This window comes from Amycolatopsis sp. NPDC031561 (genome assembly GCF_055580625.1).
Genome location: NZ_JBVILA010000006.1, coordinates 75,928 through 92,002, shown reverse-complemented (window position 1 = coordinate 92,002; position 16,075 = coordinate 75,928). Strand labels below are relative to the sequence as shown.

The window sequence follows — 16,075 nt, the reverse complement described above, 5'->3', positions numbered from 1 at the left end:
CCCGGATGTCGAACGAGGACAAGCTCCGCGACTATCTGAAGCGGGTCACCACCGAACTGCACCAGACCCGCGAGCGCCTCCGCGAAGCCGAGGAGCGCAAGCAGGAACCTGTCGCGATCGTCGGCATGGCATGCCGGTTCCCCGGCGGGGTCTCGTCCCCGGACCAGCTGTGGGAACTGCTCGAAGCGCGCACCGACGCGATCGGCCCGCTGCCCGCCGACCGGGGCTGGCCCGCCGACCTGCTCGACCCCGACCCGGACGCGCTCGGCAAGAGCATCTGCGCGGAGGGCGGCTTCCTCTACGGGGCAAGCGGATTCGACGCGGAGTTCTTCGGCATCAGCCCCCGCGAAGCTCTCGCGATGGATCCGCAGCAGCGGGTGTATCTGGAGACTTCGTGGGAGGCGTTGGAGGACGCCGGGATCGACCCGAACTCGTTGCGCGGCGGCGACACCGGGGTATTTGCCGGGCTGTTCTACCACGACTACCTGATCTGGAACCAGGCGCGCGAGCAGTCCGAGGGCTACCTCGCCACCGGCAACATGGGCTCGATCGCCTCCGGCCGGATCTCCTACGCGCTGGGCTTGGAAGGTCCGGCGGTGACGGTGGATACCGCGTGTTCGTCTTCGCTGGTCGCGCTGCATTTGGCTGTGCAGTCTTTGAACGCGGGGGAGTGCTCGCTGGCGCTGGCGGGTGGGGTGACGGTGATGTCCACCCCGGCCACGTTCATCGACTTTTCGCGGCAGCGGGGTCTGTCGCCGGATGGTCGGTGCAAGTCCTATGGGGACGGTGCCGATGGTGTCGGTTGGGGTGAGGGTTCTGGGGTTTTGGTGCTGGAGCGGCTTTCGGATGCTCGGCGCAACGGGCATCGGGTGTTGGCGGTGGTGGCGGGTTCGGCGGTGAATCAGGACGGTGCGTCGAACGGGTTGACGGCGCCGAACGGTCCGTCGCAGCAGCGGGTGATCCGTGCGGCGTTGGCGCGTGCGGGAGTGGGGCCGGACGGCGTGGACGTCGTCGACGGGCACGGCACCGGGACCCGGCTGGGCGACCCGATCGAGGCGGAGGCCCTGCTGGCCACGTACGGACAGGACCGGCCCGCGGACCGGCCGTTGCTGCTGGGGTCGGTGAAATCGAACATCGGCCATGCGCAGGCGGCTGCCGGGGTGGCCGGGGTGATCAAGATGGTGTCGGCGATCCGTCGGGGCGTGGTGCCCGCGACGTTGCACGCCGAGGAGCCGTCCACGCGGGTGGAGTGGGATTCGGGTGCGGTGCGGTTGGCGACAGAGGCGGTGTCGTGGCCGGAGGTCGGTGACCGGCCGCGTCGGGCGGGGGTGTCGTCGTTCGGGTTCTCCGGGACTAATGCGCATGTGATCGTGGAGCAGGCTCCGGCGGTCGCGGAGGCTCCGGTCGAGGCTGATGTCGTGTTGCCGGTGGTGCCGTGGGTGGTGTCGGCGCGTTCGGCGGAGGGTCTGGCTGCGCAGGCCGGGCGGTTGGCCGGGCTGGTTGATGAGCCGCTGGACGTGGGGTGGTCGTTGGCGGCCAAGGCGGCGTTGGAGCACCGTGCGGTCGTGTTGGGCGACCACGGCCAAGGGCTGGCGGCGTTGGCCGAGGGTCGTGAATCCGCCGGCGTGGTGTCGGGTGCGGCGGGTTCGCTGGGGAAGGTCGGGTTTGTTTTCACCGGGCAGGGTGCGCAGCGCTTGAGCATGGGGTTGGGCCTGCACTCGGTGTTCCCGGTGTTCGCGGAAGCCTTTGACGCGGTGTGTGCCGGGTTGGAGAAGCATCTGGACGGTTCGCTGACGGCGGTGATCCGGGGCGAGTGCGGGGATATCAACGACACGGTGTGGGCGCAGTCGGGGTTGTTCGCGGTCGAGGTCGCGTGGTTCCGGCTGCTGGAGTCGTGGGGTGTGCGGCCGAGTGCGGTGGCGGGCCATTCCATCGGAGAACTGGCGGCTGCCCATGTTGCCGGAGTGTGGTCGCTGCCCGACGCGTGTGCGGTGGTCGCGGCTCGCGGCCGGTTGATGCAGGAGTTGCCGACCGGCGGGGCGATGGTGGCGGTGGAGGCGACCGCGGAGCAGGTGTCGGAGGTGATCGCGGACCGTCCGGGCGTGGGGGTGGCTGCGGTGAACGGCCCGACAGCAGTCGTTATTTCCGGCGTCGAGGAAGAAGTTCTCGCGGCCGTGGCGGAACTGGAGGGGTGCCGGACGAAGCGGTTGTCGGTGTCGCATGCGTTCCATTCGCCGTTGATGGAGCCGATGCTCGCGCGGTTCGCCGAGGTGGTCGCCGGGGTGGAGTGCCGCAGTCCGGAGCTGCCGCTGGTGTCGGGGCTGACCGGGCGCGTCGTGGCCGACGAGGTGACGGACCCGGGCTACTGGGTGCGGCATGTACGCGAGGCGGTGCGCTTCTCGGACGTGGCGGGAACCCTGCGAGAACTGGGGGTGCGGACGTTTGTCGAGGTCGGCCCGGACGGCGTCTTGTCGGGGATGGGGCCGTTGAGCCGCCCCGACGAGGTGGACGAGGCGTGGATTCCGGTGGCGCGGCGCGGACGTGATGAGGTCCGTGCACTGCTGACGGCGGTGTCCAAAGTGTACGTGCGCGGCCTGGACTTCACCTGGCACAACGTTTTCGACGGCACGCGTGCCCGTCGGGTCGACCTGCCCACCTACGCTTTCCAGCACCGGCGGTACTGGCTGAACGCGGTCGCGGGCGGCCGTGCCGACGACTTCGGCCTGCGCAGCCCCGAACATCCGCTCCTGGGCGCTGTTGCGGAACTGCCCGCCACCGGCGGGGTCATGCTCACCGGTCGCCTCGCGCCGGGAACCCCGTCCTGGCTCGCGGACTCGACACTGGCAGGCCGGACGATCCTGCCCGCCGCGGCGCTGGCGGACCTGGCGATCCGCGCCGGGGACGAGGCCGGATGCGGTCAGCTCGAAGAACTTCTCGTCGAGACGCCGGTGGTGCTGCCGAGCCGAGACAGCCTGTCGATGCAGGTCACCGTCGGCGAAGCGGACGCCGAGGAGCGGCGGCCGGTGGCGGTGTACACCCGGATCGGCGACGCCCCGTGGGTGCGGCACGCGTCCGGCACGCTCGCCCCTGGCGGCCACGACGCCGGACTGGCCTCGTGGAGTTCGCAGTGGCCACCGGCCGGCGCGGAAACCATCGATGTCACTGCGCTGTACGAAGAATTGGCCGCCTCGGGAGCCATCCACGGGCCCGCCGTGCGCTGCGTCCGCGCGGCGTGGCGGCGCGGCGACGAGGTCTTCGCGGACGTAGCCCTGCCCGAGGGTACCGACGTCGCCGGATACGGCGTCCACCCCGCGTTGCTCGACGCCGCCCTGCATCTGACCCAGCTGGCCGAGTCCACCGGCGGTGCGCCGTCGCTGCCCACGATGTGGAGCGGTGTGGACGTGCACGCCTCCGGCGCGATCGCGACGCGGGTCCGTCTGGCCCCGGCCGCCGAGGGCGTCGAGGTGACCTTGGCCGACCCGGCCGGACAGCTCGTCGCCTCCGCGCAGTCGGTGGTGCTGACCCCGTTGACCGCCGCTTCGCTGGACCGCACCCACGACGGGCTGTTCCGGATCGAATGGGCGCCGGTAGAGCTGCCCGACGCGGCTCCCGTCCTTTCGTCGGCCGTCCTCGGCGCCGACGGCGGACTGGCCGTGCCGGGTGCCATGGGCTACGCGGACGTCGCGGGGCTGATCGCCGCGGTCGAGGCCGGGGCCGCGGTGCCCGAGGTGGTCGTCGTCTGCTGCCCTCGCGGCGAGGACCTGGCGGCAGGCATCGCCGGGCAGGCCCGCGAGGCCGTGCTGCACGTGCTGGACGTGGTACGCGATTGGCTCGCGGCGGACGCGATGGAGAGTTCGCAGCTGGTGGTGGTGACCGAACGAGCCGTGGCCGCGACGCCCGGCGTCGGCGTCCGTCTGGACGGGGCCGGGGTCGTCGGCCTGATTCGCGGCGCCGCGGGCGAACACCCGGAGCGGATCGCGCTGGCCGACGTGGACCGAGTCGACGGCACCGGCGCACTGGTGCTGGCCGCGACCGTGCTGCGCGAGCCCGAATTCGCGATCCGCGGCGCGGAAGTGCTGGTGCCGCGCCTGCACCGGGCCGAAGCGGACGGCCTCGCCGTGCCCGCCGGACCGGACTGGCAGCTCGGCTTCACCGCGCCCTCGCTGGAAGACCTGGAACTGCGCGAGAAAGACCGCGTCCCGCTCGCGGACGGCGAGGTCCGGGTGGGCATCCGCGCCGCCGGGGTGAACGTCGAAGACGTGCGCACCGTGCTGGACGGCGGTTCCGCGCCCCTGGGCCGAGAAGGCGCCGGAGTGGTGCTGGAAACCGGCCCCGGCGTGACCCGGTTCGCCGTCGGGGACGCGGTCCTGGGCGTGTTCGACGGCGCGTTCGGCCCCACCGCGGTGACCGGTGCCCGGTTGCTGCTGCCGACCCCGGCGGGCTGGTCGCACCCGCAGGCGGCCGCCGCTCCGCTGGCGTTGCTCGCCGCGTGGCACGCGGTGGCCGACATCCGACCAGGACAACGAGTGCTCATCCGCGACGCCGCGTCGGCGGCCGGGCTGGCCGCGGTGCGGCTGGCGCGGCATCAGGGCGCGGACGTCGTCGCGGTCGCGGAACGGTCCGCGTGGCGCGTGCTGTCCGAAGCGGGGCTCGACGAGGAGCACCGCACCGAGAACGCCGCTTCGGCTCCCGGACGGGAAACCGTGCGTGTCGACCAACTTCCGACTCCCGAAGCGTTCGGCCCGCTGCTGGCGTCGCTGTCGACCCCGCTCGCCGAAGGCGTGCTGCGCCCGCTGCCGGTGGAGTGCTGGGACATCCGACACGCGGCGGCGGCGTTCGCCCGGGTGAACCGCGGCGGGCCCGAGAAGATCGTGCTGACCGTGCCCGCGCCGTCCGGTCGGGCGGGGACCGTGCTGGTGACCGGGGCGTCCGGCGCGCTCGGCGGACTGGTCGCCCGGCACCTGGCGCGGCCGGGCGGGGCCAAGAACCTGCTGCTCGCCTCGCGGCGGGGCATGGGCGCGGCGGGCATGCCCGAACTGGCGGGCGAACTGGCCCGGTCCGGGGCGAGAGTGCGGGTGATCGCCTGCGACGTCGCCGACCGCGACCAGCTGGCCGAAGTGCTCGCCGGATTGCCCGAGACCGAGCCGCTGACCGGCGTGGTCCACGCCGCGGGCGTGCTCGACGACGGCGTCGTCGGTTCGCTCACCCCGGAGCAGATCCACCAGGTCATGCGCCCCAAGGCCGACGCCGCCTGGAACCTCCACGAGCTGACCAGGCATCTCGACCTCGACACCTTCACCCTGTTCTCCTCGGTGGCCGGGGTCTGGGGCAGTCCCGGACAGGCCAACTACGCGGCGGGCAACACCTTCCTCGACGCGCTCGCCGCGCACCGCCGCCAGCAAGGACTGCCCGCCGCCTCGCTGGCCTGGGGCCCCTGGGAGAACGGCATGGCCGGGGAACTCACCGAAGCCGGACGGCAGCGGATGACCCGCCACGGCCTGCGCCCGCTCGCCGTGGCCGACGGGCTCTCGCTGCTGGACGTCGCCACCGGGCGGACGGACCCGCTGCTGGTCACCGCCCAGCTGGACCTGGGCGCGCTGCGCCGCTCCGGCAGCCCGGTCCCCGCGCTGATGACCGGGCTGGTCCGGCCAGGACGGCGGACCGCCGGAGCCGCCGACCCCGGCCGGACCAGCGCACTGGCCAGGGAACTCGCCGCGCTGCCGCCCGAACAGCTCGAAGGCGCGATCCTGAACGCGGTGCTCGCGCAGGCGGCGCTGGTGCTCGGGAAATCCGGCCCGGAATCGGTCGAGGCGGCCCGGTACTTCCGCCAGCTCGGCTTCGATTCGCTGACCGCGCTGGAATTCCGCAACCGGCTCAGCGGCGCGCTCGGCCTCCGGCTGCCCGCCGCGGTGGTCTTCGACCATCCGACCCCGGCGGATCTCGCCCGCTACCTGCATGGGCAGCTCGCCGACCGGGAAGCAGACCACCGTCCGGTGCTGGCCGAACTGGACCGGCTGCGGTCGCTGCTGGCCGGGATCGGCGCGCGGGGCGAGGGCAGGGCCCGCCTGGCGGACCGGCTGGAGCTGCTGGTGGAGGAATTCCGGGGCAGCGCACCGGATCCCGGGTCCGTCGACGATTCCGACGACGACATCACCGAGGCGACCGACGACGAGATCTTCGATCTCATCGACAAGGAACTGGGTATCTGACATGGACACGACGCGTGCCTGGCAGGGCGAAGAACTGGCTTGCGTGGCACCGGCTTCCGGCGAACCGGCCGCGGCCGCGCGAATCGGGCACCGGCTGTCCGCGGACACGGTCCGCGCAGTCCGCGCACAGGCCGAATCCCTTGGCCTCCCGGAGTTCGAGGTGCTGCTCGGCGCCTTCGCCGTGCTGCTCGAAACGCATGGCGCCGGACGGGACCTGTTCGTCGGGAACGTGCACCGGCGACTGCTCGTCGATCCACTGTGGACCGTTCGAGAACTTCTTTTCCAGCAGGGGGAAAATCCTGCGGAGTCGTCCAGGCACGCGCGGTACGCGTTCTCCCGGGACCTCGGTGCCGACGACGGCGTCGAACTCGAGATCGCTGTCGATGGCGACCTGGTTTCGGCCCGGTACCAGCCCGAACTCCTGCCCGAAGAGCAGGTCCGCCTGCTGCTGGCCCGGTACGAGACAGTGCTTTCCGCCGTGGCCGAGGACCCCGAGCGCCGCGTCGGCGACCTGCCGTGGTGGAGTGCGAAGGACCACGAAATCATCTCAGCGGCCAACGACACCGCGCGACCCGTCGAACCGGCCTCGGTGCTCGAAGCCGTCCACACCCGCGCCGTGCGCGCACCTGAGACCAGCGCCGTCGGCGAAGGGGATCGCTTCGTCGACTACGGCCAGCTGTGGCACGCGGCCGTCGCCCAATGCGCCGTGCTCCGGGAAGCCGGGATCGGCCCGGGGGACAGGGTGGCCATCTCGCTCCCGCGCGGCCCCGAACTCGTCACCGCGGTCCTCGGCACCTGGCTCGTCGGCGCGGCCTACGTGCCCCTGGACGCGGCACACCCCGAGGACCGAATCCGTTACCAGCTCGCCGACTCGGGCGCGAAAATCCTGATAGCGGCTGGAAACATGGGCCAGTTCGCCACCTCCGACCTCGCCGTGCTGTCCGCCTCTCCCGCCGAGGACGCGCTCCCGGCGGACCACAGCGCGCCCCCGGCACCGGATCCGGCCTCCTGCGCGTACCTGATCTACACCTCCGGCTCCACCGGACGTCCTAAAGGGACACTCATCACGCACGGCGCGCTGGCCAACGTCGCGAGCCACTTCGCCCGGCAACTGGACGCCGGCCCGGCGGACACGATGCTGTGGACGACCACCTTCGCCTTCGACATGTCCGGCGTGGAACTGTTCGTGTCCCTGGTCTCCGGATGCCGCCTCGCCGCCGCGCCGGACCCGGCCCGCAGCGACGGCCGGGTGCTGCGCGAACTGGTCGAACGGTACGACGCGCGGTTCGTGCAGGCCACCCCGACCACTTGGCGGCTGGTCCTCGACCGCATGGCGGATTGCTTGCGCGGCCGCAGCGTCATCACCGGCGGCGAACCGGTTCCGGTATCGCTGGCCCGTCGCCTGCTGACCGCCGGCTGCGTGCTGCACCACGCGTACGGCCCGACCGAAACCGCGATCTGGTCGACCTCCCGCGTCATCGCCGACGACCCCGGACCGCGGCTCGACGTCGGCGGCCCGATCGCCAACACCCAGGTGCACGTCGTGGACCGGCACGACCGGGAACTGCCGGTCGGAGTCCGCGGCGAACTGTGCATTTCGGGGGCCGGAGTGGCCATCGGCTACCACGACCGCCCAGAACTGAACGCGGCCCGCTTCGGCGTGCACCCGGTGCACGGCCGCTTCTACCGCACCGGAGACCTGGCAGGCTGGCGCGCCGACGGCACCCTGGACCTCTTCGGTCGCGGCGACCGCCAGGTCAAACTGCGCGGCAACCGGATCGAACTCGGCGAGATCGAAACGACCCTGCTGGCCCACCCCGAAGTCGCCGCCGCCGCGGTCCTGGTCGTCGGCGACCCGACGGCCGATGCCGTACTCGTCGGCTGCCTGGAGCCGTCCGGGAGTGGTGTCGACCTGGACAGCGTCCGCGAGCACCTGCGCAAACGCCTCCCCGCCTCGATGACCGTCGGCGAGCTTCTGGTCTTCGAGTCGATCCCGATCAACGCCAATGGGAAGGTCGACTATCCGGCGCTGGACCGCTCGCTGGCGGAACGGCCTCGCACCGCCGGCCCGGCTTCGGCACCGGGGTCGGGTTCGGGTTCGGTGCAGATCACCGACGGGTTGATCGAGGTCTGGCGCACTGTGCTGCGTCGTGACGACGTGGACGAGGACACTGATTTCTTCGCCCACGGCGGGAATTCGATGCTGGCGGCGGTGGCGATGCAGGAGCTGCACAAGGTGAGCGGTGTGTCGGTCGGTCTCACGGAGTTCTTCGAATGCCGCACGCCGCGGGCTCTCGCGGAGCGGGTTCCGTTCATCGGGACCGCACTGAGTCGGTGACCGCGGCCCGCACCGTCGACCGCCATCCCCGTCAATCCGATGACAGACAGCGAACAGCCCCCTCGGGAAACCCGAGGGGGCTGTTCGACGATCGACGAGGGCGCTCGGCCGGAGCGTTACTTCACTTCTTTTGCTTGCGGAACGCCGCGCGGACCTGGCTGTTGCGGGTCAGCACCGCGACCCCGATCAGCGGCAGCGCGCCGATGCCCTGCATGACGGCGTACCAGGCCGGGCAGATGCCCGGGATCAGGTCCACCGCGATGATCGCGATCGGCAGGATGACGGAGACGGTGGCGAGCCGGTCGTACGGACCCCCCGCGCCGTTGGCGGCCTTGTTGACCCAGCTCAGCATCAGCGGGGCGACCAGGAGCAGGATCGCGCCCCGCACCCACATGAACGTCGTGACCTCCTGGTGCATGAAGGCGACCACCACGCAGGTGGCGAGCACGATGGCGCTGACGATGCCGAAGAAGCCGACGCACTTCTTGATCGTGTCGAACGCCTGCTTGGTGCGGGGGTCGTTGAGCGCCGCGGTGTCGATCGTGAAGTTGGCCATGTCCGGTTCCTTAAGTCTGGTGGTGCGTTCGAGGTCTTGCGATGCATTCGAAGTTACTGACCGGCCGGGCTGTCCGGTATGGGTCTGGACGTCCGGCCGAGTAGGGACAGCCACACTTCGTTTCCCGGCGGCTCCGGCTCACCGGCGCGTACGCCGTCGAGCCTGGGAAGCCTTGCTGCAGAAGTGAATAGCAGCACCCGTCGGCCGATGTCAACGACGCGGCGGCCATCCGGTGGAAAAGCATTAAAGCCCGGCCGGGACCGGCCGGCGAATGCGCTCGCCGACCCGGGAAAGGACCGGTGAACGGCGGCCTAATTCCCCGGGAAGCCCGCGCGGCGGTCCGGCCGCTCGGCCCCGGTCCGGCCCCCGCCGGGTTCTGGACGGCCCTGGGAGCCGCTCGCGCCGCGCACGGAGTCGATCACGCTTCGATCAAGAAAACTGCCAGGTCATCGGCCAGATTGGGCCATCAGGGGAGTGAGCGGCGGGAGACGAAGCGGGGAAAAACTACTGTCGGCGCGCCCTACCCTGTCAGTCGTTGACGGGCCTGCCGGGCCGTTGATATGTTCAACTGGCAGTTGAACAGGACTGGGACCTATCGACCACTCGATAATGGGGGACATTATCAAGCACGTTCAGCCATGAAGTAGCTAGACAAAACAAGCTTTGCCGGAAAAAGCGGCAAAGTTCCGATTTTCCGCGACGGCGCGGCAGACCGTCGGGGGAGTTCGCGGACCCGCAATCATGAGTCGTCGGCGTCGTCTGCGGGCACGGTCGAGCCGGGCGGTCTGGGGAAACACGATCCCGCCCGGGTGGGCGTTCCCGTATGTCCTCTCCCGCGCGGGAAGCACCGCCGCGGGGGAGGTATTGAGGAGTAAGTCGAATGTGCCGTGACCGAGCCTCTGCGATGAAGGACGCCCTCGCGGGTGCGGTTCTGGACCGGTCAGCGGGCGCCAAATCGGTCCTCGAGTGTCCATGGGGGAACGCTCTGGCGGCTGAATGTCTGGTTGATGGCTAGATGTGCGGTTTGAGGGGGGTCGTGAGTGATAAAGAGGGTTAGAACGCGCATTGCCACTCACGACCCTGCTTGCAAAGCGTTCAAATAGGCATCAATCAGACATTTGCTCGCTCGCAAGTGTCCTCTGTGGACTGTCGGGATGCGGCCGGCTCTCGTCGGACGGCCAGATCCGCGACGCTGTTGCCCTCCTCCTCGATAACCGCTGGGGAGCAGGCAGGCGAGAAAAGAGGCGAGACGATCCGGAGCCGAGTGCGGCGCCGGGTCTCTCGGGACCGCGAGAACCGGGGCCGGACGGCCGCGGGGAATCCGGGCGATCGGCGCCTGTTCCCCCGGCGCGCCATGCCCTTGTCTCGCGCTCACACCCTCCACTCAGGACATTCCGCGACACTGGCGAACCGACGAGGAAAGACAAGAGGCGGCTGGTCCGATGAAGCGGATTCGCTGTGGACAAGGGGGAGCCGGGTCTGGGAGCTGGGGAAGTCGAGGGAGATCCACCGGTGGGTCGTCGTGGTGCTCCGCGCCTCGGCGGCACGGACGGAGCAGCGCGTCGGTTTCGGTGTGGTGGAACAACTCCTGCTCGGCCTGCCAACCGGGAGATCAGCGCGAAACTGTTCACCACCGTCAGCACAGTTGAACAGCACCTCACCCGCATCCACCGGAAACTCCAGGTGCGCAGCGGGGCGGAGCTCCCAGGACGGCTCCGGATGGCCGATTGTGTCGGCGATGCGAGCTGATCCGGCCGCGACAGTGTGTAATATCCGCCCGGACATCGCGGGCGGGCCGGCGAACGCCCGAAATGTGACGGTATTGCCGGGAAGTGCGAATGTCCAGTTCGGCCGTGGGGGTTCTGAGCCGGAGCGGGGGTTCGCCCAAGAATTCTGGGGTCGTTGATGAATGCATTAGGCAGGTTTTTGCACGGCCGCGCCAAGCGGGTGGTGACGGTGGCCTGCGCCGCCGTGCTGCTGCCCGGCGCGGCCGCCTACGCGGTGACCGAAAGCGGATCCCCCGGTGGGCCCCGGTCTTCCTTCGGCCCGGAGCGCGTGCGGGCGCTGGTGGCGGAGATGACCGTGGACGAGAAGCTGTCGTTCGTCTCCGGGACGGCGGACCCGAATTCGGTCGGGGAGGCCGGGTTCATGCCCGGCGTGCCGCGGCTGCAGATCCCGCCGCTGCGGATCACCGACGGGCCGGCGGGCGTCCGGATCGGCAAACCCGCCACCGCGCTGCCCGTTCCGGTGGCGCTGGCGTCCTCGTTCAACGACGGACTGGCCAAACAGTACGGTTCGGTGCTGGGCGCCGACGCCCGCGCGCTCGGCGCCGACGTGGTGCTCGGCCCGATGATGAACGCGATCCGGGTGCCGCTCGGCGGGCGCAATTTCGAGACCTTCAGCGAGGACCCACTGGTCACATCGCACATCGCGGCGGCGGAGGTCTCCGGGATCCAGTCGCGCGGCGCGATGGCCTCGGTCAAGCACTTCGCCGGCAACAACCAGGAGCAGGACCGCTACAGCGTCGACGCCAGGATCGACGACCAGGCCCTGCACGAGATCGAGCTGAAACCGTTCAAGGCGGCCGTCGACGCGGGCGCGGCCTCGGTGCTGTGCTCCTACAACAAGGTCAACGGCGAACAGGCCTGCGGGAGTTCGTCGCTGCTGACCGACATCCTGCGCCAGCAGCTGGGCTTTCAGGGTTGGGTGATGTCGGACTGGTACGCCACGCAGTCCACCGATTCCCTCGTCAAGGGACTCGACCAGGAGATGCCGGACAGCAAGTTCCTCGGCCGGGCGCTGAAGTCGGCACTGGACAGCGGCACGATCCCGATGTCCGCTTTGGACACCGCGGTGACCCGGATCGTGACCCAGATGGGCCGCTTCGGGCTGCTCGACTCCCCGCCGCCGGCCCGGCCGGTCCAGGACCCGGCCGCCGGGGCGAAGGTGGCTCGGCAGGTCGCCGAACAGGGCGCGGTGCTGCTGCGCAACGAGGGCGGCACGTTGCCGCTTTCCGGTGCGACGGGCCAGAACCTGGCGTTGATCGGCCCCACCGCGAAGGTGCCGAAGGTCGGCGGCAAGGGCAGCTCTCTGGTGACCCCGGCGCACGCGTCGTCCCCGCTGGACACGATCACGGCACGGGCGGGCAAGGGCGCGCAGGTGTCCTACTCGCAAGGCATCAGCGAGGACTACGCGGCTCTCCCCGCAGCCCAGGTCTCGCCCCAGTTCCCCGCGGCCGCCGACGGCGCGATCACCGTGGCGCCGAAGCAGGTGCACCAGGGGACCTTGGACGTGCCCGAGACCGGCGACTACCGGTTCACCGCCGACGTGACCGGTCCCGGCGTCGCGCTGCTGACCGTCAACGGACGGGCGAAGGCGTTCATCCCCGGCACCCCGGCGACGCTGCGGGTGCACCTGGAGGCGGGCAAGGTCCCGGTCACGCTGGGGCAGCTGGACGGTTTCGCCAACGGCGACATCACCACCAAGCTGAAGTGGCTCACACCGACCCAGGCCCACCAGAAGTTCGGCGAAGCCGTCGCCGCGGCGAAGAAGGCCAAGACCGCCGTCGTGTTCGCCTACGACGACGAGAGCGAGGGCATCGACCGCGAGTCGCTGTCGCTGCCCGATTACCAGGGCGAGCTGATCTCCGCGGTCGCCGACGCCAACCCGAACACCGTGGTGGTGCTGAACACCGGTTCGTCGGTCGCGATGCCGTGGCTCGGCAAGACCAAGGCGGTGCTGGACATGTGGTACCCCGGCGAGCAAGGCGCCGAGGCGACCACGCGGCTGCTGTACGGCGATGTCGCGCCCAGCGGCCGGCTGACCCAGACCTTCCCGATGTCGGTAGACCAGACTCCGGTCGGCGGCAAGCCAGAGGCGTACCCGGGCAAGGACGGCACGGTGCAGTACTCCGAGGGCATCCAGGCCGGCTACCGGTGGTACGACAAGAACGGCGTGCGGCCGCTGTTCCCGTTCGGCTACGGGCTGACCTACACCAAGTTCGGCTACCAGGACCTGTCGGCGGCCTGGCGCAACGGCGGGCTCGACGTCGAATTCACCTTGTGCAACACGGGTTCGGCGGCGGGGGAGGAAGTGCCGCAGGTGTATCTGGGCGCCAGCCCGGAGGTCAAGGCGCCGCAGGCGACCAAGGCGCTGGCGGGATATCAGCGGGTCAAGCTGGCCGCGGGGGCGTCTACTCGGGTGAAGATGCATATCGACGGGGCCGAGCTGACTTACTGGGACACGTCGACGAAGAGCTGGCGGGTCGGGACGGGGGACCGGAGCGTTCTGGTGGGTCCGTCGGCCGCGGTGACGCCGTTGAGTCATTCGGTGCGGATCAGGTGACTGGAGGGGCCGGGTGAGCGGGAGTTCCCGTTCACCCGGCCCTGGTTTCGGTTCCGCGGTCGGGAAACCCCTACGCAGACCGCAGCGCAGAACTGGCGACCCGAGAGATCTCCTCGTTCACCGCCGCACCGTGTACGTTCAGGAAGAAGTGCCCGCCGGGGAAAGTCTTCATCTCGAAGTGCCCGGAAGTGTGCTCGCCCCAAGCCCGCACGTCCTCCACCGGGGCCTTCGGGTCCGCGGTTCCGCTCATCGCGTGGATCGGGCAGGGCAGCGGCTCTCCCGGCTCGTAGCGGTAGGTCTCGGCCGCCTTGAAGTCGTTGCGGATCGAGGGCAGCGACATGCGGAGGATCTCCTCGTTGCCCGAGACCGGGTCCTCGTCGCCGGACAGCTCGCGCACGATCTCGATCAGCCGGTCGTCGCTGCTGAGGTAGTTCTCCTCAGGGAAGTGCCGGGACGGGGCCCGCCGCCCGGTGACGACCAGCGCCAGCGGGGGACGGCCCTGTCCGGTGAGCACCCTGGCCACCTCGAAGGCCACCGTGGCGCCGAGGCTGTGTCCGAAAAGGACGACCGGTTTGTCCAGCCAGGGCAAGAGATTCTCCACGCACGCCGACACCAGGCCGGGCACGTTGTCGATGCCCGGCTCGGCGCGCCGATCCTGGCGGCCGGGGTACTGCACGGCCAGCACGTCCAGCTTCGGCGCGAGCGTCCGGGCGACCGGGAAGAAGTAGCTGGCCGAACCCCCGGCGTGCGGAAAACAGACGAGCCGGGTCGCCGCGTCTTCGGCGGGCTGGAACCGGCGGATCCACGGTTCTGTATCACTGATGCTTTTGGGCACGCGAAATCCGTCCTTCAGGGGTCACAGCAAGCGGCCGTAGTCACCCCTCACTGTTCTCGAACCCGGCCCGTGTGGACACCCCTACTGTCCACGCCGAACCCCAGAACCGGCGCTCAGGCGCGGACGGGCAGTTCGGTGAGACCGCGGATGAGCAGGCTGGACTGCCAGTTCAGCGAGCCGGGCTCGACGGCGAGGGCGAGCGTGGGCATCCGGTCGGCGAGCACCCGGAAGGCGATCTCGCCCTCCATCCGGGCCAGCGCGGCACCGAGGCAGTAGTGGATGCCGTGCCCGAACGCGAGGCTCTTCCCCCGCGGGCGCTGCAGATCGATCTCGTCGGGCCGCTCGAACACCTCGGGGTCCCGGTTCGCCGACCCGATCGCCAGCAGCACGGTCGAGCCGGGCAGGACGGTGGTCGCGCCGATGGTCACCGGCTCGGTCGCGAACCGCACGGTCGCGGTGTTCACCGGACTGTCGATGCGCAGGAACTCTTCGACCGCGCCGGTCAGCAGCGCGGGTTCCCGCCGCAGCCGGTCCCACTGGGCGCGGTCCTTCAGCAGGGCGAGCACACCGTTGCCGATCAAGTTCATCGTCGTCTCGTGCCCGGCCACGAGCAGCAGCGAGGCCATCCCGGTCGCTTCGGAGTCCGACAGCCGGTCGCCGTGCTCGTCCGCCGCGACGATCGCGGAGAGGATGTCTTCGCCGGGGCGTTCCCGTTTCTCCGCTACCAGCAAGGAAAGGTACTCCGTCATCTCCGCCGACGCGGTCACGAACTCCGCGGGCGAAGCGGGCGACAGCACCGCGTGCGACCACTTCCGGAAGGCGGTCCGGCGGTCTTCCGGCACGCCGAGGATCTCGCAGATCACCTTCATCGGCAGCGGGAACGCGAGCGCGTCGATGAGGTCGACCGACCGTTCGCCGTCGGCGAGGCGCTTGGCCAGCGCGTCGACCAGTTCCTCTGCCAGCTCTTGGATCCGCGGGCGCAGCCCGGCGACGGCGCGGGTGGTGAACGCCTTGGTGACCAGCTTCCGCAGCCGGGTGTGCTTGGGCGGATCCGAGTTGAGCATGTGGTCGTGCGCGTCGAAGTCGTCAAGCGTCACCGCCGCGACCCCGGCCCCCGCCGCGCGCAGATCGTCCAGCGCGGCCGTGATGTCCTTGGACAGCCGCCGGTCGGCGAGCCCGGCGCGCACGTCCTCGTACCGGGTGACCAGCCAGGCGGGCGGCCCGCCGGGCACCTGCACCTTGGTGACCGGACGCTGCGTGCGCAGCAGCGCGTACAGCGCATACGGGTCCTCCGCGAAGCGCGGGGTGAGCAGGACAGCGTCGCCGTCGGTGTCGAATTGCGCGTTCATCTCAGTCCGCCTCGCGGGTAAGCGTGATTTTCGCGCCATTCGGCGGGCGCTCGGGCTTTGCCGGAGCGTATCGCTTCGTGATCACCGGACAACCCCCTATGTCCGTTGCCCTGCCCCGTATCCGGTGCGGCCGAACGCGCGCCGACCGCCCCTGAACTCGGCAGCGCACGAGAGCGGAACGGGCAGTGCGGGGCGGAAGTCGTTTCCCCGCACTGCCGCTCAGTTTCCTCACTCGGCGATCTTGGTGCGTCCCGTCCAGTGGTAGACCGCGACGCGGGCCTCGTCGACCTGCTCGAACTCCCCGCGGTGCGAGAAGTGCTCGTATCCGCCGTCGACGCAGATCTTGACGTTCTCAGTGAGGTCGTCCACGTAATGCCCGTCGCCCAACGGGCTGAGCCGGGACGGGGAACCGACGAGGTTGATCCTGATTCGTGCCATGGTCAT

The 16,075-nt window shown here is 70.3% G+C and carries 8 protein-coding genes; 4 read left to right on the top strand and 4 right to left on the bottom strand.

Going from position 1 to position 16,075, the window contains the following annotated elements; genetic code table 11:
• The first annotated feature begins 5 nt into the window (after nucleotides 1-5).
• Complete coding sequence (locus tag ACZ5IK_RS16195) at nucleotides 6-6,209, top strand: SDR family NAD(P)-dependent oxidoreductase (protein ID WP_465488380.1); 6,204 nt, start codon at nucleotides 6-8, stop codon at nucleotides 6,207-6,209.
• A gap of 1 nt (nucleotide 6,210) precedes the next feature.
• Nucleotides 6,211-8,547: an amino acid adenylation domain-containing protein gene (locus tag ACZ5IK_RS16190; RefSeq protein WP_465488379.1), complete on the top strand. Its 2,337-nt coding sequence runs from the start codon at nucleotides 6,211-6,213 to the stop codon at nucleotides 8,545-8,547.
• Nucleotides 8,548-8,668: 121 nt separating this feature from the next.
• Here the strand turns inward: ACZ5IK_RS16190 and ACZ5IK_RS16185 are convergent, their stop codons facing one another.
• Nucleotides 8,669-9,103, bottom strand: a complete 435-nt coding sequence (locus ACZ5IK_RS16185; protein WP_465488378.1) for a hypothetical protein — start codon at nucleotides 9,101-9,103, stop codon at nucleotides 8,669-8,671.
• 1,458 nt (nucleotides 9,104-10,561) lie between these two features.
• Here ACZ5IK_RS16185 and ACZ5IK_RS16180 point away from each other — a divergent pair.
• Both ACZ5IK_RS16180 and ACZ5IK_RS16175 read left to right on the top strand, forming a co-directional pair.
• The gene (locus tag ACZ5IK_RS16180) at nucleotides 10,562-10,852 is read left to right on the top strand and encodes a helix-turn-helix domain-containing protein (protein WP_465488377.1); all 291 of its coding nucleotides are present in this window, start codon (nucleotides 10,562-10,564) and stop codon (nucleotides 10,850-10,852) included.
• Between the two features lie 156 nt (nucleotides 10,853-11,008).
• Nucleotides 11,009-13,447, top strand: coding sequence for a beta-glucosidase (locus ACZ5IK_RS16175; RefSeq protein WP_465488509.1), 2,439 nt, complete (start codon nucleotides 11,009-11,011; stop codon nucleotides 13,445-13,447).
• A 70-nt stretch (nucleotides 13,448-13,517) separates the two neighbouring features.
• Here ACZ5IK_RS16175 and ACZ5IK_RS16170 read toward each other — a convergent pair whose 3' ends face one another.
• From ACZ5IK_RS16170 to ACZ5IK_RS16160, 3 genes are all read right to left on the bottom strand, one after another.
• Nucleotides 13,518-14,282, bottom strand: coding sequence for a thioesterase II family protein (locus tag ACZ5IK_RS16170; protein WP_465488376.1), 765 nt, complete (start codon nucleotides 14,280-14,282; stop codon nucleotides 13,518-13,520).
• Between the two features lie 113 nt (nucleotides 14,283-14,395).
• Complete coding sequence (locus ACZ5IK_RS16165) at nucleotides 14,396-15,631, bottom strand: cytochrome P450 family protein (RefSeq protein WP_465488375.1); 1,236 nt, start codon at nucleotides 15,629-15,631, stop codon at nucleotides 14,396-14,398.
• A gap of 228 nt (nucleotides 15,632-15,859) precedes the next feature.
• Entirely contained in the window at nucleotides 15,860-16,069 is a 210-nt protein-coding gene (locus ACZ5IK_RS16160) for a DUF5988 family protein (RefSeq protein WP_101607299.1), read from the bottom strand.
• Nucleotides 16,070-16,075 lie beyond the last annotated feature (6 nt).

Excerpts from the sequence above, each read along its gene's own strand:
- ACZ5IK_RS16190 (WP_465488379.1), top strand. The coding sequence starts at position 6,211 with ATGGACACGACGCGTGCCTGGCAGGGCGAAGAACTGGCTTGCGTGGCA.
- ACZ5IK_RS16165 (WP_465488375.1), bottom strand. The coding sequence starts at position 15,631 with ATGAACGCGCAATTCGACACCGACGGCGACGCTGTCCTGCTCACCCCG.
- ACZ5IK_RS16160 (WP_101607299.1), bottom strand. The coding sequence starts at position 16,069 with ATGGCACGAATCAGGATCAACCTCGTCGGTTCCCCGTCCCGGCTCAGC.
- ACZ5IK_RS16175 (WP_465488509.1), top strand. The coding sequence starts at position 11,009 with ATGAATGCATTAGGCAGGTTTTTGCACGGCCGCGCCAAGCGGGTGGTG.
- ACZ5IK_RS16195 (WP_465488380.1), top strand. The coding sequence starts at position 6 with ATGTCGAACGAGGACAAGCTCCGCGACTATCTGAAGCGGGTCACCACC.
- ACZ5IK_RS16185 (WP_465488378.1), bottom strand. The coding sequence starts at position 9,103 with ATGGCCAACTTCACGATCGACACCGCGGCGCTCAACGACCCCCGCACC.